Origin of the sequence: Avibacterium paragallinarum (assembly GCF_900450705.1) — a bacterium.
GTDB lineage: Bacteria > Pseudomonadota > Gammaproteobacteria > Enterobacterales > Pasteurellaceae > Avibacterium > Avibacterium paragallinarum.
Genome location: NZ_UGHK01000002.1, coordinates 13,362 through 37,699, shown reverse-complemented (window position 1 = coordinate 37,699; position 24,338 = coordinate 13,362). Strand labels below are relative to the sequence as shown.

Annotated in this window: 24 protein-coding genes, 1 pseudogene and 1 riboswitch; of the genes and pseudogenes, 9 read left to right on the top strand and 16 right to left on the bottom strand. The window is 39.4% G+C overall.

Annotated features, from left to right (window positions below; translation table 11 throughout):
• Positions 1-2: 2 nt before the first annotated feature.
• The 4 genes from DXZ23_RS04575 to DXZ23_RS04560 all read left to right on the top strand — a co-directional run bounded on the left by DXZ23_RS04575 (position 3) and on the right by DXZ23_RS04560 (position 2,157).
• The gene (locus DXZ23_RS04575) at positions 3-233 is read left to right on the top strand and encodes an Acb2/Tad1 domain-containing protein (protein WP_017807578.1); all 231 of its coding nucleotides are present in this window, start codon (positions 3-5) and stop codon (positions 231-233) included.
• A gap of 152 nt (positions 234-385) precedes the next feature.
• On the top strand, positions 386-517 hold the full coding sequence (locus DXZ23_RS04570) for a Com family DNA-binding transcriptional regulator (protein WP_080744072.1): 132 nt from the start codon (positions 386-388) through the stop codon (positions 515-517).
• Positions 518-575: 58 nt separating this feature from the next.
• Positions 576-1,334 (top strand): class I SAM-dependent methyltransferase, encoded by a 759-nt coding sequence (locus tag DXZ23_RS04565; RefSeq protein ID WP_021723659.1) that lies wholly within the window; start codon positions 576-578, stop codon positions 1,332-1,334.
• Positions 1,321-2,157, top strand: a complete 837-nt coding sequence (locus tag DXZ23_RS04560) for a hypothetical protein (RefSeq protein ID WP_035695578.1) — start codon at positions 1,321-1,323, stop codon at positions 2,155-2,157. Before DXZ23_RS04565 ends, DXZ23_RS04560 begins: the two co-directional genes overlap by 14 nt.
• Before the next feature lie 20 nt (positions 2,158-2,177).
• On the opposite strand, the gene DXZ23_RS04555 is transcribed toward DXZ23_RS04560, so the two are convergent.
• The 3 genes from DXZ23_RS04555 to DXZ23_RS04545 form a co-directional block, all read right to left on the bottom strand.
• Positions 2,178-2,366 carry a DUF6900 domain-containing protein gene (locus DXZ23_RS04555; RefSeq protein WP_039088530.1) on the bottom strand — a complete coding sequence of 63 codons (189 nt, stop codon included), beginning with the start codon at positions 2,364-2,366 and terminating at the stop codon, positions 2,178-2,180.
• Between the two features lie 3 nt (positions 2,367-2,369).
• Entirely contained in the window at positions 2,370-2,648 is a 279-nt protein-coding gene (locus tag DXZ23_RS04550; protein ID WP_017806894.1) for a hypothetical protein, read from the bottom strand.
• A 362-nt stretch (positions 2,649-3,010) separates the two neighbouring features.
• Positions 3,011-4,534: a Na+/H+ antiporter NhaC family protein gene (locus DXZ23_RS04545; RefSeq protein ID WP_017807232.1), complete on the bottom strand. Its 1,524-nt coding sequence runs from the start codon at positions 4,532-4,534 to the stop codon at positions 3,011-3,013.
• A gap of 95 nt (positions 4,535-4,629) precedes the next feature.
• Positions 4,630-4,805: riboswitch (Lysine riboswitch) on the bottom strand.
• Positions 4,806-5,018: 213 nt separating this feature from the next.
• Between DXZ23_RS04545 and DXZ23_RS04540 the strand changes: the two genes are divergently transcribed.
• Complete coding sequence (locus tag DXZ23_RS04540; protein WP_017807231.1) at positions 5,019-5,414, top strand: H-NS family histone-like protein; 396 nt, start codon at positions 5,019-5,021, stop codon at positions 5,412-5,414.
• A gap of 231 nt (positions 5,415-5,645) precedes the next feature.
• Here the strand turns inward: DXZ23_RS04540 and rnb are convergent, their stop codons facing one another.
• The 3 genes from rnb to DXZ23_RS04525 all read right to left on the bottom strand — a co-directional run bounded on the left by rnb (position 5,646) and on the right by DXZ23_RS04525 (position 9,359).
• Complete coding sequence (gene rnb, locus DXZ23_RS04535) at positions 5,646-7,625, bottom strand: exoribonuclease II (RefSeq protein WP_017807230.1); 1,980 nt, start codon at positions 7,623-7,625, stop codon at positions 5,646-5,648.
• Between the two features lie 70 nt (positions 7,626-7,695).
• Positions 7,696-8,484: an SDR family oxidoreductase gene (locus tag DXZ23_RS04530; RefSeq protein WP_017807229.1), complete on the bottom strand. Its 789-nt coding sequence runs from the start codon at positions 8,482-8,484 to the stop codon at positions 7,696-7,698.
• Between the two features lie 119 nt (positions 8,485-8,603).
• Entirely contained in the window at positions 8,604-9,359 is a 756-nt protein-coding gene (locus tag DXZ23_RS04525) for a Nif3-like dinuclear metal center hexameric protein (protein WP_017807228.1), read from the bottom strand.
• Positions 9,360-9,704: 345 nt separating this feature from the next.
• Between DXZ23_RS04525 and purR the strand changes: the two genes are divergently transcribed.
• On the top strand, positions 9,705-10,715 hold the full coding sequence (gene purR / locus DXZ23_RS04520) for an HTH-type transcriptional repressor PurR (RefSeq protein ID WP_103846672.1): 1,011 nt from the start codon (positions 9,705-9,707) through the stop codon (positions 10,713-10,715).
• 190 nt (positions 10,716-10,905) lie between these two features.
• The gene (gene ppc / locus DXZ23_RS04515) at positions 10,906-13,545 is read left to right on the top strand and encodes a phosphoenolpyruvate carboxylase (protein ID WP_021724126.1); all 2,640 of its coding nucleotides are present in this window, start codon (positions 10,906-10,908) and stop codon (positions 13,543-13,545) included.
• Positions 13,546-13,605: 60 nt separating this feature from the next.
• Here the strand turns inward: ppc and miaB are convergent, their stop codons facing one another.
• On the bottom strand, positions 13,606-15,030 hold the full coding sequence (miaB, locus tag DXZ23_RS04510) for a tRNA (N6-isopentenyl adenosine(37)-C2)-methylthiotransferase MiaB (protein ID WP_017807225.1): 1,425 nt from the start codon (positions 15,028-15,030) through the stop codon (positions 13,606-13,608).
• A 313-nt stretch (positions 15,031-15,343) separates the two neighbouring features.
• On the opposite strand from miaB, the gene DXZ23_RS04505 reads away from it, so the two are divergent.
• Positions 15,344-16,516 (top strand): FAD-dependent oxidoreductase, encoded by a 1,173-nt coding sequence (locus tag DXZ23_RS04505; protein WP_026138601.1) that lies wholly within the window; start codon positions 15,344-15,346, stop codon positions 16,514-16,516.
• A gap of 48 nt (positions 16,517-16,564) precedes the next feature.
• Here DXZ23_RS04505 and cpdA read toward each other — a convergent pair whose 3' ends face one another.
• From cpdA to DXZ23_RS04475, 6 genes are all read right to left on the bottom strand, one after another.
• Entirely contained in the window at positions 16,565-17,395 is an 831-nt protein-coding gene (cpdA, locus tag DXZ23_RS04500; RefSeq protein WP_017807223.1) for a 3',5'-cyclic-AMP phosphodiesterase, read from the bottom strand.
• Between the two features lie 132 nt (positions 17,396-17,527).
• Positions 17,528-18,154 (bottom strand): ADP-ribose diphosphatase, encoded by a 627-nt coding sequence (gene nudF, locus DXZ23_RS04495; protein ID WP_017807222.1) that lies wholly within the window; start codon positions 18,152-18,154, stop codon positions 17,528-17,530.
• A gap of 118 nt (positions 18,155-18,272) precedes the next feature.
• Positions 18,273-18,680, bottom strand: coding sequence for a phosphate-starvation-inducible protein PsiE (gene psiE / locus DXZ23_RS04490; protein ID WP_017807221.1), 408 nt, complete (start codon positions 18,678-18,680; stop codon positions 18,273-18,275).
• A 19-nt stretch (positions 18,681-18,699) separates the two neighbouring features.
• Positions 18,700-19,386: a M15 family metallopeptidase gene (locus DXZ23_RS04485; RefSeq protein WP_017807220.1), complete on the bottom strand. Its 687-nt coding sequence runs from the start codon at positions 19,384-19,386 to the stop codon at positions 18,700-18,702.
• Positions 19,386-20,525, bottom strand: coding sequence for a succinyl-diaminopimelate desuccinylase (gene dapE / locus DXZ23_RS04480; RefSeq protein ID WP_017807219.1), 1,140 nt, complete (start codon positions 20,523-20,525; stop codon positions 19,386-19,388). Before dapE ends, DXZ23_RS04485 begins: the two co-directional genes overlap by 1 nt.
• 15 nt (positions 20,526-20,540) lie before the next feature.
• Positions 20,541-20,888, bottom strand: a complete 348-nt coding sequence (locus DXZ23_RS04475) for an ArsC family reductase (protein WP_017807218.1) — start codon at positions 20,886-20,888, stop codon at positions 20,541-20,543.
• Positions 20,889-21,299: 411 nt separating this feature from the next.
• On the opposite strand from DXZ23_RS04475, the gene DXZ23_RS04470 reads away from it, so the two are divergent.
• Positions 21,300-22,247 (top strand): IS110 family transposase, encoded by a 948-nt coding sequence (locus DXZ23_RS04470; RefSeq protein ID WP_017805811.1) that lies wholly within the window; start codon positions 21,300-21,302, stop codon positions 22,245-22,247.
• Here DXZ23_RS04470 and DXZ23_RS04465 read toward each other — a convergent pair.
• From DXZ23_RS04465 to DXZ23_RS04455, 3 genes and pseudogenes are all read right to left on the bottom strand, one after another.
• Positions 22,189-23,036 (bottom strand): annotated as a pseudogene (locus tag DXZ23_RS04465) (DNA adenine methylase). The gene DXZ23_RS04470 and the pseudogene DXZ23_RS04465 sit on opposite strands and share 59 nt — an antisense overlap.
• Complete coding sequence (locus DXZ23_RS04460) at positions 23,033-23,653, bottom strand: NlaIII/IceA1 family type II restriction endonuclease (RefSeq protein ID WP_017807215.1); 621 nt, start codon at positions 23,651-23,653, stop codon at positions 23,033-23,035. Before DXZ23_RS04460 ends, DXZ23_RS04465 begins: the two are co-directional and overlap by 4 nt.
• A 73-nt stretch (positions 23,654-23,726) precedes the next feature.
• On the bottom strand, positions 23,727-24,140 hold the full coding sequence (locus DXZ23_RS04455; RefSeq protein ID WP_256593707.1) for a hypothetical protein: 414 nt from the start codon (positions 24,138-24,140) through the stop codon (positions 23,727-23,729).
• Positions 24,141-24,338: the final 198 nt, after the last annotated feature.

Sequence of the window (24,338 nt, the reverse complement as noted above, 5' to 3'; positions counted from 1 at the left end):
AGATGAAAGGAAATCTAACATTTGGACAAAAAGCAGTAGGATTAACTTTTAATCCTGATAATAACGATGAAGTGACAAAGTGCAAACGGCTTTATGCGGATATCATTGATCAACTTAATGAGTTACGTAACTCAACAAATATACTAGAGGTTAAGCGTTTAGCCAGCGTGGCAATCACTGAAGCACAAACCGCTCAAATGTGGAGTGTAAAAGCGATTACTTACAAAGATTGAGAATGTAACAAGTAAACATAAAGAAGCGGCGATGTGGTAGGCTCTGACCTCTACCACATCAGCCTAAGCAGATAGCACCTGCATAGACCCGAGACCGCTTTGTCTGACCAGACGGACGGATTGTAACAAAACCGCGTAAAGTGAGAAAGTCTATGCAAAAAGATTTGCAAGAAATGCGGTGCAAGTGCTGTAAAAAGCTCCTTGCACGCACAAAAGATAATCAATATTTAGAAATTAAATGTGTGCGGTGTAAAACCTTAAACACATTTAAACCTACTCGTTAAACAACTCAGAGTGTCCGAATGCCTTGAGCGTCAGAACGCCATAATTTAAGGATAAATTATGGCAAACAAGAAAATCATTGTTTGGGCGTTATTTGATAGCGGCAACGGCTGCTATACCCAAGCAGCAAAAGCATTTCGCAATATTAAAATCTATCCTATCGGCATTGATATTGAGCGTAAAAATCGGCATTTTCTACCGCTGAATTTAGCGGATTTTGGGCGGTTGTTTGGTGATAAAACCCTGTTTAATAAGCTAGATAGCCTCCCTAAACCCGATGTCATTTTAGCCAGTCCGCCTTGTGAGAGTTTTTCCGTTGCCAACTCTATTAAGGGCGGGAATGTCTGTTGGCAATGGCAGGGAAATACACGCTTTGCTATTCGTCGTCGCAAAGATTTTGACGCGGCAGCGGTTAAAAAGCGACGTTATCGTTATGAGACCTCTTTTTTAAATCGAATTAATGGTGAGCTTTGCATTTATAACACCATTGAGATTATTAAACGGTATCAGCCGAAAATTTATGTGATTGAAAACCCTTATGCGAGCCGCCTTTGGCACTATCTTGATGAGATTTTAGCCTTTCCTCTTCCTTATGCGAACCCTACCTATTATGGGAATTATGGCTGGCCCTGCAAAAAGGCGACTAAGTTTAAAAGCAATATTCCGCTAAATTTGCGTTATCAGCATTATATTTCGGGCAAAACGATGTTTGACTGTTTACACAGTTATAACGCCCGTTCAGCCATTCCGTTGCCGCTTATCCACGATATTTATCGTCGTATTATTGAGGTATTAGGGGGTAACGATGCGTCATTTTAATCAAGCACCGTTGCCGTTTGTCGGGCAAAAACGGCTGTTTTTAAACGCCTTTAAACAGGTTTTAAATGAGCATATTTCTGATGATGGGGAGGGGTGGACGATTGTCGATGCTTTTGGAGGAAGTGGTTTATTAAGCCATGTGGCAAAGCGTATCAAGTCCAAAGCACGGGTGATTTATAATGATTTTGATGGCTATGCCGACAGGTTAAAACACATAAGCGATACAAATCGTTTACGAGCTGAACTGCTTCAAATTGTTGGCGATATTGTACCCAAAAACAAGCGATTAGATAACAATAAAAAGCAAGAAATCATCAATAAAATCAATGATTTTAAGGGATTTAAAGACCTCAACACCATTGCAAGTTGGTTGCTTTTCAGTGGGCAACAAGTCAGCTCATTTGAGGAGCTATTTAGCAAGACATTTTGGAATGGAATAAAGCTGGCTGATTATCCTAGTGCAGAGGATTACCTTGATGGGCTTGAGATAGTCAGCGAGCCATTTCAACAGCTTCTGCCTAAGTTTGCCGACAACCCTAAAGCCCTGTTTGTGTTAGACTCGCCTTATCTTTGCACCAAGCAAAACAGCTATAAAATGGCAAATTATTTTGATTTGATTGATTTCTTGCAGCTTATTGACCGAACACGACCGCCTTATGTGTTTTTTAGCTCCACTAAGTCAGAGTTTGTGCGGTTTATTGCGTATATGGTGCAGGCGAAAAAGGATAACTGGCAAGCCTTTGATGGAGCTGAGCGGATAGTCCTTCAAACATCGTTAAACTATCAGGTTAGCTATGAGGATAATTTGGTGTTTAAATTCTAAAAATTAAGGGGCTAACGCCCCTATTTTTCAACGCCCGCCTTATAGCCTGCCTCATAAGCCGCACGCATAAGGCGTTTGATATTCCATACGCCCATATCATAAAAATCTAAATGGTCGCTCATTCGGGTCTCTAATGTTTCAATATCCCCCACCTCTTTTGCAATGGTTTCTAATACGTTGTTAATAGCTTTTTCAGTTGGTTTTTTCATTGCTTATTTCCCTCTTAAAATGTTTGCGATTTTGTCAGCGATTTGCTGGGCGACAATGTCAAAGTTAGTCTCGATTGAAACGCGTTGGCGACAATGTTCAGAGTGTTCAACCAGCGTGCCTTGTGGCATATAAAGTAAATAAATTGTTGGCTCATTTTGATAACTATCTTGACGGACTTGAAAGCGGCGTTTCCCTTGCACAAATTCCCCATTTTTAAAGCCGTGATGGTTTTCAAGTCTGGTGGTTAAGTGTTGAATAAATTCTCGTGTATTAAATTTCATTTTTATGTCCCTGTTGTTTTATGTTGGGGGCATCATTGCTCGTTGGGGACGAGGAGTAAAGGGGAAATAAGCAGTAGTTAAGCCGACTGACTAACAATGTAGCTGGGGAGGTATGGAGGTCTAAATGATAAAAAATTTGAAATAATTTTGCATAATCTGAGACTCAATAGCTATGCAAAATAAATTTAAATTTTATGCGAAATGTTTTGCGATTTTATAGATAAAATTTTTTAAAATTCTAAAATAGAAATATTTTATAAAATAAAATTCAGCTTAAAATAAAAAAAATGCGACAATCTGCCGCATTTTATAAAATAGACGAAATAAAATTTTATTTTCAATTTTGTGATCTAGATCACACTCTAACGTCTTTTAAATAAGAAAATGAGTGCAACCAAGGTGATTGCTGTGGCTATAAAGCCAAACACGCCTGATGCGGTGTAACCAACCACAAGATAGCCCACAATGGTTGCTGCGGCTAAGGTTAAGGCATAAGGTAACTGGGTGGTAACGTGATCCATATGATTACATTTCGCCCCAGTGGAAGACAAAATAGTCGTATCGGAAACTGGTGAACAGTGGTCGCCACACACAGCCCCAGCCATTACGGCTGAAAGGCAAGGCAACATTAATTCTGGCGCGGCATTGGCTGCAATGGCTGCGGCAATTGGCAACATAATTCCAAATGTCCCCCAGCTTGTTCCTGTTGAGAACGCCATTACTGCCCCTAATACGAACAATAACGCAGGCAACACTGCCACAGGTAAATTGCCAGACACAAGGCTAGATAAATAAGTCCCTGTTTTCATATCGCCCACAACATTATTAATTGTCCAAGCGAAGAATAAAATCAAAATCGCACCAAGCATTGATTTTACGCCAACGATCCAAGATTTAGCGTATTCTGCAAAACGCACTTGACGATCAATCAAAATACAAAGGGTTGCCACAATAATTGATGCACAGCCGCCCACAACAAGTGAAATACCCACCGTCGTATTTTCAAATGCACCTAATACGGAGAAAGGTTTGCCCTCTGCGGCAAGGGCTTCATTACCTGTGTGCAACATCATAAATACCGTTGCACCAATTAAGGTAACAATAGGTAAAATCAAGTTGCGAACGTGGCCTTTTACACCTGTTTGCTCATTTTCATCATCTTCAGTGTGTTCGAGGGCGAGTTTTTCGTGTCTTGCCATTGAGCCAATATCGAAAGAGAAATACGCCACGAAGAACACCATTAAAATAGAGAAAATCGCGTAAAAATTCATCGCACTCATCGCCATAAATGCCCCAATTGGGGTGTAATCCGTAATGGCGTAAGTAGCAAGCAAGCCTGAAATTAAGGTGATAATGTACGCCCCCCAGCTTGAAACAGGCATAATCACACACATTGGTGCTGCGGTGGAATCCAAAATATAGGCTAGTTTCGCACGAGAAACTTTGAATTTATCCGTAATCGGGCGGGCAATCGCGCCCACTGCAAGGCTGTGGAAATAATCGTCGATAAAAGTAACAAAAACTAACGATGCTGCCATTAACTTTGCACCACGACGATTTTTAATACGTTTTTGTGCCCATTCAGCAAAAGCACGATTACTACCTGACACCGTTAAAAGTGCGGTTAAAATGCCTAATAATAATAAGAATAAAATGATGTTGATGGTATCAAAGTTCCAACCTTCATCACCATATACCAAAGACTGCACGGTATTCTTTAAATAAATCGCCGTGTTGGCAATATTGTAATCAGCCAACATTAATGCGCCAATTAAAATACCAATACTTAAAGATAAAATAACTTTACGAGTAAAAATTGCTAATAATAAAGCTAATAACGGTGGGACAACCGACCAAATTGATGTGGAATAATCTAAAAGTTCCATTATTGTTCTACCTAAGGATAAGGGAGAACCACTGAGGTTTACTATTTTAAAGAAAAAATAATTTAAAATAAAAGCTAAGTATAATTATACCCAACCTAACCAGTAGCGCTCCATAGTTGTTAAAAAGACTATGACAGTAACGTTTCTTTCGAAAACGCTCCCAACCAATTAAAACGACTTTTAATTGATTTCGGCAACTATTCCTTTCCTTTTTCCTCATCGTTATCCACTCAGAAAAAATACTTATAATAGCGGCTCCTCTACATATGTAGGATACATAAAGGTTACAATAATATCCGAAAAATTCCAAGTACTATCTAAGAAGATAGCTTTTTAACCCATCTTATAGACTAGAAAAACAAATAAAAGTAGCTAGTTCTAACTATTAAAATTAAATATTTAATGGTTCTAGTATTTATCTTAAATAATATTTTCGCTATTATTAAATCAACTTATTTAGTACCATTCAATTTAGGAGATGAAAATGACTGATGCATTAAAAATCTTAAAAAATATTCGTAGCTTGCGTGCAATAGCTAAAGATGTGGAATTAGAACAATTAGAAGAAATCTTAGAAAAGATAAAAATTGTTATTGAAGAAAAACGAGAAACATTAGCTAAAATTGCTCAACAAAAGGCAGAAAAATTAAAAGCACTAGAAGAAGTGCATAATTTATTAAGAGAAAAAGGTATTTCTACCGAAGAACTCCTTTCTTCAAGTATAAATAATGTAGGAAAAACAAAACAGCCTGCTCGTCCAGCTAAATATCAGTATACAGATAATGGACGCGTAAGAACTTGGACGGGCAAAGGAAGAACTCCTTTAGCTATTCAACGTGAATTAGAAGCTGGTAAATCTCTATCTGATTTCGAGATTTAAACTATTTTACTATACAGCGATTCAGTGTAAATGATCTATAAGTTGTTACAGTTCATTTACACTTTTTTTATCCATCTTTATCCTAAAAAATAAAAACGTGAAGCTAGTTTATACAGTATAAATTTAAAGATAAAACAAACATTAGACCTAAAATAAATACATTCATTTTGAGTCTAATGTTGTTTTAAATTTAAAATCAAGTGAAACAATAATCCTATTTCAAAATGACTATTATTCAATAATATTGCCAATAATACTACGTGTCTCCTCCTTTATTTCCATCAATCCAACCTTTACCCTATCGCCAAGTTTATAAACTCTTTCGCCTTTGATATAAAGGGCGATTTCGTCAGGATTGACTTGCATTTCTTCTTTGTTATTGTGCAAGGTGGAAGCAGGAATAAACATTGAAGCACCGTTTTCCAATAATTGAACGCGTAATCCACCTCGCATTACATCTTGGATTTCGGCACTGAATTGGGGGCGGCTTTCCAGTTTTTCCGCGAGATAGCGGCAATAGAGCCAGTCGGCAATGTCGCGTTCAATTAAGCGGTTTTGGAGGCGCGCTTCTTGCAAACGTTGTAAAACTTCATCGGCAGGCTTTTGGTATTGCTGGGTGGTGAGGCTCGCTTTGATGAGGCGATGATTCACCATATCGGAATATTTGCGAATTGGCGATGTCCAAGTGGCATAACCCGCTAAGCCTAAACCAAAGTGCGGTGCTAATTCTGCCTTAAATTCGGCAAAGGTGAGATAGCGACGTAGGCGTAACTCTAAATAATCCCCCTCAATAGGTTCAATATCGTGGCGCATACGGCAGTAGCCTTCTAGGGTTGCCAAGTTTTCGCTAGAATAACGATCTTTTAGTTCTACTTCATTTTCTTCATTGGCTAATTGTGAAAGTAAAAATTGTTGTGCGGCGGCAAGATTTTTCTGATCAAAGCCACTGTGGGTGTTGAAAATGCCACATTGTGCCGTTTCATTGAGATATTGCGCCGCACAAATATTCGCTAAGATCATTGATTCTTCCACAATTTGATTGGCGATACGGCGGTATTCCGCCACAATGGCTTCCACTTTGCCATTTTCAGCTAGTTTAAAGCTGTAATCAGGCTTCTCGTTAAACAGTAGCGAGTGGGTTTTACGCCATTGAATGCGGGCAAGGGTGAATTGATGGAGCAAATCAATCTGATTTTTCGTAGCAGGAGATTCTGGTTGCCACGCATTTTCTTGCTGTTCTAAATAATCTGAAACCTTGTCATAAGCCAATTTAGCTTTTGACTTCACATAAGCCGAAACAAATGTCGGCTTGTTGCGAAGGCTGCCGTCTAAATTCACGTCAATAAAGCACACCAACGCAGGGCGAGTTTCATTTTCCATTAATGAACAAAGCTCATCAGAAAGCTTACGCGGCAACATTGGAATGTTGAAACCAGGTAGATAGTTAGTAAAGCAACGCTGTTTGGCTTCTTGCTCGATAATGGAGTTTTCATCAATGTAAGCCGTAGGATCAGCGATAGCGACCACTAATTTCCAGCCCACTTGTTGCCCGTTTTCTTCCAGAGCTTCAATGTAAAGGGCATCGTCCATATCTTGCGTGCTTTCGCTATCAATGGTTACAAAATCCAATGCGGTGAGATCTTCACGCGGTTGTTGATCCAACATCTCGTAACTTTCTTGCCCTTGAACAGGATAACGGGATTGCTGATGACGTGCCAAGGTTACCCACCAAGGGGCAAATTCATCGTCTTTCTGACAAATAAATTGTGTGATTTGGGCGAAGAGAAAACGATCATCGCGTAAGGGGTGAGTTTTAAGCTCTGCCACTACCCAATCGCCCTCTTGCAAGTCTTCTGTTACCGCTTTGGCTTTGTTCGCACCGATAGGCTGGTTAATTTGTGGGTGATCCACTAACACTTGTAATTTCTTGTCTTTATTGTACCGCACTTTGGCGATGAAACGGGTGAGCATTGGCTCAATCAATTCTTCAGGCTCAGCCTGCTCTTTATCACCAACGGTTTCAATGCGGGCTTTGATTTTATCGCCGTGCATTACTTTTTTCATCGCTTGCGGTGGAATGAAATAGCTTTTTTTATCGCATTCTAAAAAGCCAAAGGCCTTGTCAGAGCCACGCACCACGCCTTCCACGATGGGCTTGCTATCACGAATTTGTTGTTTTAATTGGGAAAGTAAAGGGTTGTTTTGAAACATAATGATCTTTTCTTAATAAACGACAAAAGGCAGACGCCATAGGTCTGCCTTATTTTGTGTTGGGTTAAACTTATTCCGCACCTAATTCGCTCATTGCGGTAATGCTAAAGCCTGCATCAACGTGCAATACTTCGCCTGTTACCCCTGAAGCAAGGTCAGAACATAAGAATGCCGCTGAATTACCTACATCTTCAATGGTAACGGTGCGGCGTAATGGGGCGGTGTTTTCAAAAGTCGCAAGCATTTTCTTGAAGTTTTTAATGCCAGAAGCCGCGAGTGTACGGATTGGGCCTGCAGAAATAGCATTAACACGAATACCATCTTTGCCTAAATCTGCTGCCATTACGCGGGTGCTGGCTTCTAATGAGGCTTTGGCTAAACACATCACATTGTAGTTTGGAATGGCACGCTCCGCACCTAAATAGGTGAGAGTAACAAGCCCTGAATTTGGATTTAACATCGGACGTGCCGCTTGTGCCATTGCTACGAAGCTGTATGCACTGATGTCGTGAGCAATGCGGAAGCCTTCACGCGTTGCGGCGTTTACATAGTCGCCATCTAGTTGATCGCCTGGGGCGAATGCGATCGCGTGAACGAAGCCATCGAATTTTTCCCAGTGCTTGCTTAATTCCGCAAAGCAGTTTGTGATGTTCTCATCGCTTGCCACATCAAGAGGCAGAATGATGCCTGAGCCAAATTCTTTGGCAAATTCTTCTACACGCGGTTTTAATTTATCGTTTAAATAAGTGAAAGCCAGTTCCGCACCTTCACGTTTCATTGCCGCGGCAATCCCATAAGCGATAGAGCGATTGCTCGCTAAGCCTGTAATTAAAATACGTTTACCTGTTAAGAAACCCATTTTTTATTCCTATTTTGATGAAAAAATTGTGCATAGTATAAGGGAAAACTCGCCGTTACACAAAGCTGACCTGAAAATGTGCAAAAAATCTGACCGCACTTTGCTAGCCTTATGTCTTACTATGCGGGATTATAAATCTCTTTAAATTCCACTTCAAAACCGTGTTGTTCCACCAGCCATTCGCCCAAGGCTTTTACCCCATACCGCTCCGTGCAGTGATGCCCAGCGGCAAAAAAGTTAATGCCTTGCTCAGTAGCAGAATGAATGGTTTGCTCGGACACCTCGCCCGTAATAAAGGCATCAAGCCCCTGCTGTGCGGCAAGATCAATATAGCCCTGACCGCCGCCCGTGCAAATCCCCACTGTGCGGATAAAGTGCGGTGCGTTTTCAGCACAAAAAAGCGGTTTACGCTGTAATTGTTGCTCAATACGCTCAGCAAATGCTTCCCCGCTGATAGGTGTGGCGAGCGTGCCATAAACAGGAATGCTGAATTTACCTTGCTCTAAGGGTTGCAGATTTTCAATACCCAATAACGCCGCAAGTTGGGCGTTGTTGCCTAGCTCTGGGTGAACATCAAGAGGCAGGTGGTAAGCGTATAAATTAATATTATTTTGCAATAAGGCTTTGATTCGCTTGCCTTTCATTCCTCGAATGCAAGGGTTTTCGCTTTTCCAAAAATAACCGTGATGGACTAAAATCGCATCGGCGTTTTGGCTGATAGCATAGTCAATCAACGCAAGGCTTGCAGTTACGCCTGTGATGATTTTTTTCACCTGCTCCCTGCCTTCCACTTGCAAGCCGTTAGGGGCATAGTCAGAAATCGCCGCTGCGTTAAGTTTTTCGTTAAGAAGTTGTTCTAATACTATGTTGTTCATAATAAAAATGTAATAAAAGCCTTTTCTTATATTGTGTTGATTATATTTTCTTTCTACCAAGAATTATTTACTTACGTCTATAGATTTATTCTATCAAAATAGAAACTTTTTTAATACAAATAAAAACGCTTTGGTTATCCCTACATTGCTACCTGCCGTTAAAGATTTGTTTAAAATGCTCTATTTAAACAGTTACCATTCATAATAAATTCCTATTAATGAAAAAGAATTTCATTATTTAAGTTGGCTCATCAATAACTTGTGATCAGTGACAAATTTTTCATTGATAGCCCTTAACAATTCCATTCTGATCTTTATAATATTGCCAAATTTTTTGGAGGAACTATGGCAACAATTAAAGATGTCGCGAAAATGGCGGGCGTTTCTACAACAACAGTATCCCATGTAATAAATAAAACACGTTTTGTTGCTGAAGAAACAGAAAAGCAAGTTAGAGAAGCCATTCGAGTACTAAATTACTCTCCGAGTGCAGTAGCACGAAGTTTAAAAGTAAATACTACAAGATCTATAGGAATGGTTGTCACAACAAGTGAAGCACCTTATTTTGCTGAAATTATTCATTCTGTAGAAGAACATTGTTATCGACAAGGTTACTCATTATTTTTATGCAATACACAAAATAATCCTGAAAAAATCAAAAATCATTTAGAAATGCTTGCTAAAAAGCGTGTTGATGGAATTTTAGTAATGTGTGCTGAATATATTCAGGATTCATTGGATCTACTCGAAAATTTTACTGATATACCTATGGTAGTAATGGATTGGGGGCCGCATAGTAAAAATACAGACCTTATCCAAGATAATAGCTTTATTGGTGGATACCTTGCCACCAAATACTTAATTGATAATGGTCATAAAAAAATTGGCATTATTGCTGGAGAACTTATCAAAACAACAGCCAGAACACGCTATGAGGGGTTTGTTACAGCAATGAAAGAAGCAAACCTTGAAATAAATCCTCTCTGGGTTATGGAAGGTTTTTTTGAACCTGAAGATGGCTACGAATGTATGAATAGAATTTTGACACAAGATAATCTACCTACTGCTGTTTTCTGCTGTAATGATGTAATGGCACTAGGTGCGATTTCAGCTATTGGAGAAAAAGGATTAAAAGTCCCCGATGATATTTCTATTATTGGTTATGATAATATTCATTCATCACGTTTTTACTCCCCACCTTTAACGACTATACATCAATCAAAATCACGTTTGGGAGCTCAAGCAGTTAACTTACTATTTCAACGAATTAGTGATAAATCCGGAAAATATGAAGTTATTGAAATTCATCCTGAATTAGTGATTAGAAAATCAGTAAAATCTTTAGATAAAAAATAAAAATCCTTGAATATACTAAGAAAATGTTCTCTAAAAATAACAATTTTATAACCTTATTAAAGGTTGTATAAAAGATGTTAAAAAAATATAAAAAAAGTACCGCACTTTTCATCTGTACTGTTTTTTATATTTGACCTTTTTCTTATTTTTGCTTATATCTAGCCAATAAATTTATTTAATTGAGGTCATTATGATTCAACACTATGCAACACTTCGTCACAATATCAATATGCTCGGCCACTTTCTTGGGGAAACGATCAGCGATGCCCAAGGAAAAGAGATTCTTGAACTGATTGAAAACATTCGTATTTTATCAAAAAAATCTCGAGCTGGAGATGACGAATCTAGACAACAGCTCTTAACAATACTTGCAACAATTTCTGATGAAAAAATTATTCCTGTAGCCAAAGCATTCAGCCATTTTCTTAACCTCACAAATATTGCAGAGCAATATCAAACTATTTCCCGCAACCATATTGATCAAGAATCATCCAACAGAAGTTTAGAGTCCCTGTTTAAACGATTAAAAGAACAAGGCGTTCCTCAAGACAAAGTTCTCGAGTCAATACACAAATTACTCATTGAGTTAGTCTTAACTGCTCATCCTACAGAAGTTACCCGACGCTCTTTAGGACAAAAATATATTGAAATTAATCGCTGTTTAAGTCTTCTTGAACACGATGATTTAACTGAAGCTGAAACAACAAAATTGAAGCGTCGGCTAATGCAATTAATCGCATTGGTTTGGCATACTAACGAAATTCGTACACGACGCCCTACGCCAGTTGATGAAGCTAAAGCAGGAATGGCAGTAATTGAGAATAGCTTATGGCAAGCCGTCCCAGATTTCTGCCGTATTGTTAATTTCCATCTAGAAAAATATTACAATATACAATTTCCTATTGATCTTACCCCTATACGTTTTTCTTCTTGGATGGGAGGAGATCGAGATGGAAATCCATTTGTTACAGCTCAAACTACACGCCAAGTTTTATTAATGAATCGCTGTAAAGCAGCTGAACTTTTTTTAGAGGATATCAAATTATTAGCTGATGAACTTTCAGTCATTGAATGTACATCTGAATTTCGTGAAAAATATGGTGCTCATTTAGAACCGTATCGTTTCGTCATAAAAGAATTACGCACAAAATTAATTAAAACTGTTTCTTATTACAATGACCTTTTAGAAAATAAAGTATCTATCATTGATCAAAATGATTTAATTTCTCGAGATGAACAATTATGGGAACCTCTCTATGATTGTTATCAATCTTTGCTCCAATGTGGAATGCGTATTATTGCTAATGGTGCATTATTAGATTGCTTACGTAGAATTCGTTGCTTCGGGTTATCATTATCTAGACTAGATATTCGCCAAGAAAGTACTAAACATAGCGATGCCATTGCAGAAATTACACGTTATATTGGCTTAGGTGATTATTCACAATGGACAGAAGATGATAAACAAGCCTTTCTCATTCGTGAATTAAGTTCTCGTCGTCCTCTATTACCTCAAAATTGGACGCCTTCTAAAGAAACACAAGAAATATTAGATACTTGTAAAGTTATTTCAGAGCAAAAAGAAGGTATTATTTCTTGTTATATTATTTCAATGGCTCGCACCGCATCCGATGTACTTGCTGTACATTTATTATTGAAAGAATGTGGTCTGCCTTATCATTTGCCTGTCGTTCCATTATTCGAAACACTTGATGATCTAGAGGCCTCAGAAACAGTGATGCGTCAATTATTTAATATTGGGTGGTATCGTGGTGTTATTAATAATAAACAAATGGTAATGATAGGATACTCTGACAGTGCGAAAGATGCCGGTATGATGGCCGCTTCTTGGGCACAATATCGTGCTCAAGAGCAATTAGTTAATTTATGTGATGAACTCGGCATTGAACTTACATTATTCCATGGTAGAGGAGGAACAATAGGTAGAGGTGGAGCACCAGCCCACGCGGCATTGCTTTCTCAGCCCCCTCGTTCTTTAAAAAATGGTCTTAGAGCAACAGAACAAGGGGAAATGATACGATTTAAATTAGGCTTGCCTGCTATAGCAGTAGGATGTTTAGAACTTTATGCCAGTGCAATTTTAGAAGCTAACTTACTCCCACCACCCGAACCTAAATCAAGCTGGCGTGAGGTTATGGATGAATTAGCCGTTATTTCTTGCAAAATTTACCGTGGTATCGTTAGAGAAAATAAAGATTTTGTTCCTTATTTCCGCTCTGCAACACCAGAACAAGAACTCTCTAAATTACCTCTTGGTTCTCGCCCAGCCAAACGCAACCCAAATGGTGGTGTAGAAAGCCTACGTGCAATCCCTTGGATTTTCGCTTGGATGCAAAATCGACTAATGTTGCCTGCCTGGCTTGGAGCTGGTGCATCTATACGTCTTGTCATTGAGCAGAAAAAGGGACATATAATTGAAGAAATGTGTAAACAATGGCCATTTTTTTCTACTCGTATCGGAATGTTAGAAATGGTATTCAGTAAAACTGATAGTTGGCTATCTGAATACTACGATAGACACTTAGTAAAACCTGAATTTTGGGTCTTAGGAGAGGAACTACGAGAGCAATTAAAAGCAGATATAAAAACTGTTTTATCATTATCTCACGAAGATCAACTTATGTCTGATTTACCTTGGATAGCTGACTCTATTGCCTTACGTAATATTTACACTGATCCACTTAATTTACTACAAGTAGAATTACTACGTAGATTAAGAGAATTTCCACAACACCAAAATTTTGACGTAGAACAAGCCCTAATGATAACAATCACAGGCATTGCAGCTGGTATGCGAAATACAGGATAATTGATCTATTATTCAGCCACAATGACAACATTGTGGCTGATCTTTATGTTAAATTCTAATTTATCCCTGATAATGCCCCACACCCAATTCATCTTCTTTACGGGTGCGGTTGATTACGGCTTGCGGGGATTGCACTACGCGAAGTCCCATTTGATCTTCAGTGCGAACCACATCGCCACGCAGGGAGTTGGTGAACACATCGGTGATTTTAATATCAACAAATTTGCCGATCATACCTGGCGTACCCACAAAGTTCACGATACGGTTGGTTTCCGTGCGTCCTGTGAGTTCCATTAAATCTTTTTTCGATGGGCCTTCAACCAACACGCGTTGCTCAGTGCCTAACATCGCTCGACTATATTGTGCCGCTTGGTTGTTAATTCGTTGTTGTAGCACATAAAGACGTTGTTTTTTCTCTTCTTCACTTACATCATCAGGAATGTCTGCCGCGGGTGTACCAGGGCGTGCGGAATAGATAAAGCTAAAGCTCATATCAAAATTCACCTGAGCGATGAGGTTCATCGTGTCCTCAAAATCCTGTGCGGTTTCACCAGGGAAACCAACAATAAAATCTGAGCTGATTTGAATTTCAGGACGCACTTTTCTGAGTTTGCGAATGATCGATTTATATTCCAACGCCGTATGCCCACGTTTCATTAAATTCAAAATGCGATCTGAACCGCTTTGCACAGGGAGATGCAAAAAGCTGACTAGCTCAGGCGTATCGGCATACACCTCAATAATATCATCGGTAAATTCAATCGGGTGGCTGGTGGTAAAACGAACGCGGTCGATACCATCAATCGCTGCCACTAAACGCAGTAATTCGGCAAAAGAGCAAATCCCTCCGTCGTGGGTTGGTCCACGATAGGCATTCACGTTTTGCCCCAATAAATTCACTTCACGCACGCCTTGCTCGGCAAGTTGAGCAATTTCAAACAACACGTCATCAAGAGGACGGCTCACTTCTTCGCCACGGGTATAAGGCACAACGCAGAAGGTGCAATATTTGTTACAGCCTTCCATAATCGACACAAACGCCGTAGGGCCCTCTGCTCGCGGTTCTGGCAGGCGGTCGAATTTCTCAATCTCAGGGAAACTCACGTCCACCACTGAGCTTTTTCCGCCACGAATTTGGTTAATCATTTCTGGCAAGCGGTGTAAGGTTTGCGGCCCGAAAACAATATCCACATAAGGGGCTCGGCTACGAATATGCTCGCCCTCTTGCGAAGCCACGCAACCACCCACGCCGATCACAAGTGCGGGGTTATTTTTCTTTAATTCCTTCCAACGCCCCAACTGGTGGAACACTTTTTCTTGTGCTTTTTCACGAATGGAGCAAGTGTTGAGCAATAGCACATCGGCTTCTTCGGGAATGTCGGTGAGCTCTAAACCGTGCGTGCTGTTTAATAAATCTGCCATTTTCGAGCTGTCATACTCGTTCATTTGGCAGCCCCACGTTTTAATATGTAATTTTTGCGTCATAATTTATTTAAACTGTTTAACCTGTAAAAAATCAACTGGCTATAGCCAAATTGATTTCACTTTCATACAAGCCGTTGATCCGAAGACAGTACAAATAGTACGGCAAGGCGAAGTAACGCCGTAGGAAAGTGAAAAAAATGAGCTATATTTTACCGACTTGTGCGGGTGGTGGCTAGTTAAAATAATCTTTTCTTTTGAATTTTAAACATTAGGGGTAAACTAGCGAAGCATAAATGCGATGGAAAAATTATCACAAAAAAGCACCGCACTTTTAATTTGGCTCAAATCGTACAAAGAGATAAAAGAGGGAAAAATGGAAAATCAGAAAGACATTATCATCGTTGGCGGCGGAATGGTGGGAGCGGCTTGTGCCGTAGGATTGGGGCAACTTGGGCTGAATGTTCATCTGATCGAAGCCTCGCCCTTGCCACAATTTCACGCCCATTCCCCTTATGATCTACGAATTTCTGCCATTAGCCTTGCCTCCGTGCAATTATTGCAACAGCTACAAAGCTGGCAATTCATCGAACAAATGCGAGTCTGCCCTTATCGCGGTTTGGAAACCTGGGAAATTGAGGGCTTTGCGACCCGTTTTCGTTGCGAAGAGTTGGGTTACGATAAATTGGGCTATATGGTGGAAAATAATGTGATTCAGCTTGGCTTGTGGCAAGCACTATCCCAGTTAGACAAGGTGCAAAGTAGCATTGGCGTGAAAGTGTCGCGGGCGGAAAAGTGCGGTCAAAATTGGAAACTGTTTTTGGATAACGGCGAACAATACTCTGCCCCATTAGTCATCGCTGCAGACGGGGCTAATTCCCAATTCCGCCAGCTTGCGGGCATTGGGATTACGGGGTGGCAATATCGTCAAGATTGTTTATTAATTTTGGTGGCCACCGAGTTACCACAACAAGACATCACTTGGCAGCAATTTTTCCCTTCTGGCCCAAGAGCCTTTTTACCCCTTGAAGGGCAGCAGGCTTGCCTTGTATGGTATGACAGCCCAGAAAAAATCACTCAACTGAAACAATTATCCAAAGAAAAATTAACGCAAGCGGTAGAGCAAGCCTTTCCCGCTCGATTAGGCAAAATCAACGTGCAACAAGCGGGCAGCTTCGCCCTCACCCGCCGCCACGCACAGCAATATTTTAAGCAAGGCATTGTGCTTGTCGGCGATGCCGCTCACACTATCAACCCGCTAGCAGGACAAGGGGTCAATCTTGGGTTTAAAGATGTGAAAGCCTTATTGTTGGTAATACAAAGTGCGGTGCAAAATCAGCAAGATTTTTCTGCTGATGAAGTGCTGAAGAAATATCAAGATTTACGCCTGAAAGATAATTTAATGATGCAATCGGCAATGGATTTATTTTACAAAGGCTTTAAAACGGAATTATTGCCCGTCAAAGCCTTGCGAAACCTAGCCTTACTAATGGCAGAAAAAGCCACACCATTGAAAAAACACGCGTTGAAGTATGCGTTGGGGCTTTGAACTTGATATAGATAAAAGTACGGCAAAAAAATACCGCACTTTTTCTCTTTAATACCCCTCACTTAGCATATTCGGCAAAAATTGTGCGTGTTGAATGCGTTTTACACGGCTTTCAATACGTCCATCAGAATAAAGTTCAATTTCACGCCAACCGGGTTGTAAGGTGTCTAGGGCGAAGGTGTTGCTATCTGGCTTGAATTGAATACAGGTGGATGGGGTTGCCATTACTTTATAGCCTCGCCATTCGCTATCCACCGCTTGGTGGATATGTCCGTATAAAATGCCTTTCACGTTACTAAAAGGGGATAGGGTGTAAGCGAGATCAAGAGCGTTGCGTAAATTATGTTGATCCAACCAAGCTGAATTAGTGGATAAAATATGATGATGTAACACGACGAGGGAATAGCGTTCGGGGTAATCGCGTAATTTGGAAAGTAGCCAGTCGATTTGGTATTGTCCAAGCTGTCCGTGTGGTACGCCAGATACTTGACTATCCAACATTAAAATTTGCCAATGTTTACCAATAAGTAAATGTTTTAGCGGGTTAATATTGCCATTGTTTTGATTAAGAATATCAAACATTTTTGGCTGAAAATCGTGATTTCCCGGTATCCAAAAAACCGTTTTCTCTAAACATTGCACGCTTTCACAAAAACGTTGATACCCCTCGTTACTGCTGTCTTGCACTAAATCGCCTGTAGCTAGTACCAGTTCATAATCAAATGGGCTTTGCGTGATTTCACGCAGAACTTGGTTGAAACTCGCTTGGGTGTTAATGCCGAGCAACTCACCGTTTTCGTCCTTAAATAGATGAGGATCGGTAATCTGAACCAAACGAACAACGTCTTTCTCCGTTGGGTATGTATAAGTATTCACCAAAGTACGTTCTCCTCTGTTATGATTGTCGTTTGTTCAAAATAATCGCCTGTTATTCCGCCTAGCATGATTTACTCACTTGGCTCAACCGGTTGCTATTTTCAACTTAAACGACGGTAATGCGTTTCAAATTATTTATTGATTCCATTCATTTTGTAACGATTGATAATTCAACTGCAACCATAATAGCCCAGTTACAGCTAAGCCATTATCAATATTGCCATTGCATACCCAATCATAGGCGGTTTGGCGTGGGATAACGTGAACGCGAATGTCTTCGTTTTCATCAGCAAGCCCGTGAATGCCTTGTGCTTTGCGGCTATCCACTTTGCCAACAAACAGATGAATACGTTCCACAATTCCGCCGGGGCTATCCCAAAAGCTCATTACTTCGCGTAAGTGTTCCACTTGCACACCCGCTTCTTCTTGGCTTTCTCGCTGTGCCACTTCGTTAGGCAGCTCGCCTTCTTCCACCATTCCCGCGATAAGTTCCAATAACCAAGGGGATTGCGTGGATTGGGGATCATAAGCCCCGATTCGCACTTGTTCCACCATAACAACGCTATCCTCTACAGGATCATAAGCCACCACGACAGAAGCCGCACCTTTGACTAATAACTCACGGGTAACGGTGCCACTTTCCCCACCCGCAAACAGTTTATGTCTAAAATAAACTTTCTTTAAATGAAAAAAACCGTTATAAAGCGGTTCTTCCTTGATAATTTGAATATCCTGTTGAGAAAACTGCTTCAACTTCCCCATAAAACTCTCCCTATAAAATTATCTTATTAAGGATACGCCAGTTTTTTATAAAAAAATACTACTCATCTTACTTTTATTAAGAAATTTGAACTAGCTCACAAAAATTTTTATTTATTGCTTAACTTTTTTTCAATCGTTCTGTACTAACTAGAAACAATGCAATAACCATCAAAAGAATTGCCCCAGAAAACAATAATGTATTTATCGAACTGGAATGATCTACAATAATGAGCCTTACCATCGCTGTAATACCGATATACAAAAAATAACGTAGCGGAAAATGGTAATCCGTTTTGAAATATTTCACGATTAACGCGAGGAACTCGAAATATAAAAAGTACACCACGATTTTTTCAATCAGCACATAAGAGGCTTCTTCGGATTGCTCAAACAACACCATTATTAAGCCATAGGTTTCTTTGGCTAAAAAGACCACCAAAATGAAGGCTAACACCAATAAGGAAATATTCAGCACCCATTGCAAAAATGCGGAAATGGCTTGTGGGAAATAATTTTTATCACTCATTTTTCGTCCTATTCATATTTCAAATAAAAAAATGATTAAAAATTTGCGTTAATTGTGCCGTTAGCACGGGCTTTCCTTCAATCTCCTCATCTTGCCAAGATTGCAATAAAACTTCTGACGTAAAGGTTTGTTGAGCCTGTTCTGCCACAGGGAAATAGCTCAAATGCCAAGGCTCGATACCGATTTTTAATCGCTCAGGCATTTGAGAAAAAGGGAAGTAAAAATCAAACTTTTGCACATTTTCTTTTAGCCATTCACTCAGCTCAAAAAAATAGCCTTTCTCACCATATTCCCAAGGCTCAAGTTGTAATTTTTGATCTGCTGGCAATAAATCAGGATCAAAAATATCCACTTCCGTTCCCCAGTGATGACGGCTTCCCCCCGGCAAGGCTGACCAACGCAAAATCGCTTGGCATTTTTCCCAATCAGAACAACAAGATAAGTCAAGTGCTTGTCCTTCATCATTATGCACTTTACGCTTACCCGCAAATTTCTCATTCCAAATCATTTGCTGACGCTGGAAATCACGAAAGCTACTGACGGGCTGTAAATTGAAGCCATTTTTGACCGCACTTTGCTGTAAGCCTTGAAAGGCTTTTAAGGCATCTGGCTGAAGAAAATGTTGTGTTGAGAACGGGCAAGGCAAAGGGGATAAATGCTCACGCGATTTTCCCGTGAGCATTGCAGGCGTAAAACTCGCTTTCATTATGCGTCCTTATTCAGCAAATTCACTAACATTTGCTGATAAACCTCGCCCAAAGTGGCGAGATCTTGACAACTTACGCATTCATTCACTTTATGAATGGTGGCATTTAATGGCCCAAGTTCCACCACTTCAGCCCCCATTAAGGCAATAAAACGCCCGTCTGACGTGCCACCACCCGTTTCAAGTGCGGGGGTAATTTGGGCAATTTTTTCAAGACTATCCATCACAGCATTCACCAGTTTACCCGGTTTTGTTAAAAATGGCTTGCCCGATAAATTCCATTCAATGCGATAATCAAGCTGATGTTTTTTCAGCATTTGTTCTACGGTTTGCTTAATTAACTCGTCTGTTACTTCGGTGCAATAACGCAAATTAAACTGCACATAAAGCTCACCAGGGATCACATTATTACTCCCCGTTCCCGCTTGAATATTAGCAATTTGTAAGCTCGTCGGTGGGAAAAATTCATTGCCTTGATCCCATTGATAAGTGGTTAATTCTTTTAGAAAATCAACGGATTTATGCACGGGATTATCGGCTAAATGGGGATAGGCAACGTGGCCTTGCACGCCTTCAATATACAGATTGCCTGTAATGGAACCACGACGGCCATTTTTCACCACATCGCCCAAAATTTTCGCACTCGAAGGCTCGCCCACAAGGCAATAATCAATGGCTTCACCGCGAGCCATTAAGGTTTCCACTACGCGAACCGTGCCATCTTTTGCGGCGGCTTCTTCATCGGAAGTAATCAACAATGCAATCGTCCCTGCGTGGTCGGGGTGAGCTTTTACATAGTTTTCTGCCGCCACAATCATTGCGGCAAGCGAACCTTTCATATCCGCCGCACCACGTCCGTAAAGCATATCGTCCACAATTTTTGCGGAAAACGGCGGATATTGCCATTGGTTTTCATCACCCACTGGCACAACATCGGTATGCCCTGCAAAAGCCACCACAGGACGCGCTGAACCGTGCGTTGCCCATAGATTTAGCGTGTCGTTAAAAGGCAACCATTCAATATGAAAACCTAATTTTTCTAACCGTTCTGCGATCAACTGCTGACAACCTTGATCATCAGGACTAATAGAGGGACGCTGGATCAACTGTTGGGCTAAGTTGAGAATCGAATTTTTCATTTTATCTTGCCTCAGTTATTTTCCAAACGCTTGGCTGTACGCTGTTGCGTCAAATCCAATTAACGCCAGCTTATCTTGCAAAATAATCGGGCGTTTGATTAAGGTCGGCTGTTCAAATAAAACCTCAAGTGCGCTGCTTTTTGACAACGTTTTTTTCACTTCATCAGGCAAATTACGCCACGTTGTGCTACGTTTATTCACCAGATTTTCCCAACCAAACTGAGCTTCCGCCTGCGCTAACCAAGCCTTATCCAGCCCGTCCACACGATAATCGTGCAAACGATGTTCAATGCCATTATCTGCCAACCATTTCAACGCTTTTTTCACCGTATCGCAATTCTTAATGCCATAAAGAGTAATCATTTTTTGTCCTTTTAAAATTTCTCACATAAATGTAAATATTCAATTGTAGAATCAGAACTATAAGATCGATTTTTAGAAGCATCAGAACGAAAACGTTGATAATCAATAGAAAAACAATCATACCTTCCATATCGACTCATAATTTCTCTTATTCTATCTAAACTCATTAAACCCTCATTATTATAGCTTAAAAAGATATATTTAAATTTTGCCGATTTAATTAAAAATTCAAACTCACTTTCAACCTTAGCCCTTGTATATTAAAATTAATATAAAATAGCAACAAAACCCCGTTATCTGCATCTCGCGTCCGCCCCAAGCAACAAACCGAGTTGTAGCAATGAGAGCAGATAACATTTCACCAAAAAACCGAACAGTTGCCAGACTTAAACCCGAATGCAAGGCAGGTTAATGATGAATGAACAAACTTATTGTGGTATTGATGTTGCTAAACGTCATTTCGTCATTGGGCTTTCTACCCAAAAACGAACTAAGACCGAAACCAACAACCCGAAAGGGATTGCACATACCATTGAGTATTTACGTCGTTTCAGTGTGGACTTAATTGTCCTTGAAAGCACCGGTGGGCTTGAACTCCCATTAGCTAAAGCACTCCACCGCACAGGCTTTCGTGTGGTGATTGCTAACCCGCGACAAACCAATCAGTTTGCGATGTCGCAGTCACTAGCAAAAACCGACAATAAAGATGCCAAAATGTTGGCTTTTTACGCCCAAATGCTCGCAATGCGTGATAATGTAGCACAGCAGCTTTACATACCACCCACTCCCGAGCAGGAACAGCTTGAAGCCCTTGTTTCACGCCGTAATCAGCTTGTTGAAATGCGTTTTGCGGAGAAAAACCGCCTTGAACAAGTTCATTCCACACAAGTATTCAGTGTTGAACAGCATATCGACTATCTCAGCCTGCGTATTGATGAGCTGGATAGGGAAATCGAACAGCATCTCAAACATTTTGACGATACAATAAAAAAGTTTAAAGACATCAAAGGGTTGGGTACACAAACAATAGCCGTTTTGATGTCAATGTTGCCTGAGTTAGGTCAATACACACATAAACAAATCGCTTCACTTGTTGGTGTTGCACCCCATCCTAAAGAAAGTGGCAACACCAAATGGAAAAGCCGCTGTTCAGGTGGTCGCAAAGCCGTACGAAATGCACTGTATATGGCAACATTTGTTTGTGTGCGTTTTGAGCCTAAACTCAAACAATTTTACGAACGCTTACGTGCTAATGGTAAGGCGTTCAAAGTGGCGATTAACGCCTGTATGCGTAAGCTTCTCACCATTTTAAATGCGATTGTCCGCGATGACTCGCAATGGGACGCTCACGCACTTTAATTAACGAATTTGTATTTTTGCTTTTTAGCGGAATACAGTTGCTACTACAATAGTTAGATTTCACATATTCTCTTAATCCTGTTTTTCCTTTAGGTTCAAATCTTTTGTACTCTGAAATAGTATTTAGCAAATGATAATTTGCACCATATTGGCGAGCATTATAGGGAGGATCTAAATAGAGAATATCACCTTCAATATCATTAATTAATTGATTTGCATCTTTATTATAAACTTTATGTGAATTATTGTTTATTTCAAATAGTGCAGGTTCTATGATCAGCTGTTTTTGTGCAGAACGCTTTATTTTTTTTAAAAACGCACCATAAACGGAAGCCGTATTTGCTATCTTATCAGCACTTTCAAGTAAAGAACAGAGTAGAAAATAATATTGACTATCTGATAAATAATTTGTTTCTCGCCAGTTCTCTATCTTAAGTCTAATTGCATCAATCTTTTTCCCATTTTCCTCTGAGAAATAAAGCCTGTTTCCTCTTCCATTCTCTGAATACTCTTCAAAAATAAATCCTGATACTCCATCTAAAGAGTTTAATTCATCTAATAATTCTTCATAGAGGATTAAAGAATGATTTTCTATATAATTTTTATTTAAAATATAACTATATCATTACTAATTACTTGTTTAACTAAAGGCTTAAACTTCCTTCCGATAGCACCTGTTCCTGCAAAAAGATCACAAAATATAATATCAGATAGATCTTCTCTTATTACTGAAGTAACGCTATCAAAAATAAATTTTGATAGTTTATTCTTTGATCCTATATAGTTCATTCTTTTTCATCATCTTCGTATAAAGTTTTGAATACAACATCAACTGCACGATGTGCTGCTAATTCACTTACCTTCTTAATCACAGTTTTTCTATATTGTACTGGGTCATATTGATAACAACCAACACAGCCAAGTTCATCATTGTAATTTTCATTTCCCTCATAAAAATCATAAGGGTTACCTTTAATATTTTTTGCACTCCAACGGATATTAGTTTCTTTACAGCGTTTACATATTTGCCTTTTTACATCATTTGCCGCTTTACATAAAGGCTGAAAATCATTTAAAGATTGAGAGTTCATATCTGAGACTCTTAAATCATTCTTTCTACCATCTTTATGATCAATCTCAATTTTAGTATTTTCTGAAAATCCTTTTACTCCAAGCATTACACAAGGTTTATCTTTATAATAATTCTTAATATCTTGTCTAATTGCTTGATTAAAATAATTTTTTCGATTAAATCCATTTAATCTAATCGCATCAATCCCATTACCAGAAGAATGCGTCTTATCAGTTTCTACTATATATTCTTTTGCAAGACTAGAACTTCCACGCCCCCAGCTAAATCCATTTCCTAACTGAAGCTCAAGATAATCACCAATAAATTCACTCACTAAAACCCAACGGCTATACCTTGTTCATTGGGCTTAGCTAGCTCAAGAAATAATTCTTTTTTAGACTTCTTTTTCATTTTAATTTTTTAAATACCATTATATATTCATGTTTAAATAAAAAATAATCACTCTTTAATGCTCTGTATTTCCAAATATCTTGCTTACCAAGTTTCCCCCGATTTCCTTCAATATTTTTTACTACTATACCTTTTAGTTTTACTTTAAAATGCTTTCTTATCGAGTACATTAAATAAAATCCTAACGGAACAACCTCACTATTCTTATAAACATCACCTATAACAATAGCAAAATATTTGTTATCCTCAAGAAAAGAGAAGGCGTTAGATATTACTTGAGTAAACTTGTCAATAAAAAGATTAATATTGGATATCTGAGATAAATCTTCTATCTTATCAGTGAATTTAATAATATCCATATAAGGAGGATGAGTGAAGCCGTCCGCGAAAAATGAGAAAAGCGTCCACATAACTTGAGAAAAAAATTTCCCACGTTATGTGGATTTTTTTATGATATTTAAACGCTATTTAAACCGCTTTTAAACGATGCTGAAATAGACCTCCATACCTCCCCAGCTACATTGTTAGCCAGTCAGCTTAATTACCCGCTTATTTCCCCTTTACTCCTCGTCCCCAACGAGCAATGATGCCCCCAACATAAAACAACA